This is a genomic window from Bacillus sp. SIMBA_031, from assembly GCF_046535225.1.
Classification (GTDB): domain Bacteria; phylum Bacillota; class Bacilli; order Bacillales; family Bacillaceae; genus Bacillus; species Bacillus velezensis.
Genome location: NZ_JAWRXC010000117.1, coordinates 1 through 302, shown reverse-complemented (window position 1 = coordinate 302; position 302 = coordinate 1). Strand labels below are relative to the sequence as shown.

Below are 302 nucleotides of genomic sequence, written 5' to 3'. Positions count from 1 at the left end.
GCATCTATCTCAGCCAATGGGTGAGCTACGACGTACAGCCCGAATTCCGCATTCAAGAGGACGGCTCGATCGAGACGCGCTACCCGCGCTTCTCGCCACTCGGCGACGATCCGCATCCTGATTGGGTGAAGAACGAACCCGGCAGCGTCACCGTTTTCGTCAGCGGCACGAACCGCACGGTCGTGGTCACCAAGGCAATGACGACAGTCAACGCTCATGGCATCAGCGTTCCCGTCGATCTCTCATCCGGCGCCCCGAAGGTCGTCGGCGAAGTGCCGCCGTGGATGACCGTCTATGACGAC

At 61.3% G+C, this 302-nt stretch carries 1 protein-coding gene; it reads left to right on the top strand.

The annotated features are described in order from the left end of the window. Window positions 1-302: hypothetical protein (locus tag SB724_RS19740; protein WP_410572491.1), on the top strand; the 302-nt coding region annotated here is incomplete at both ends.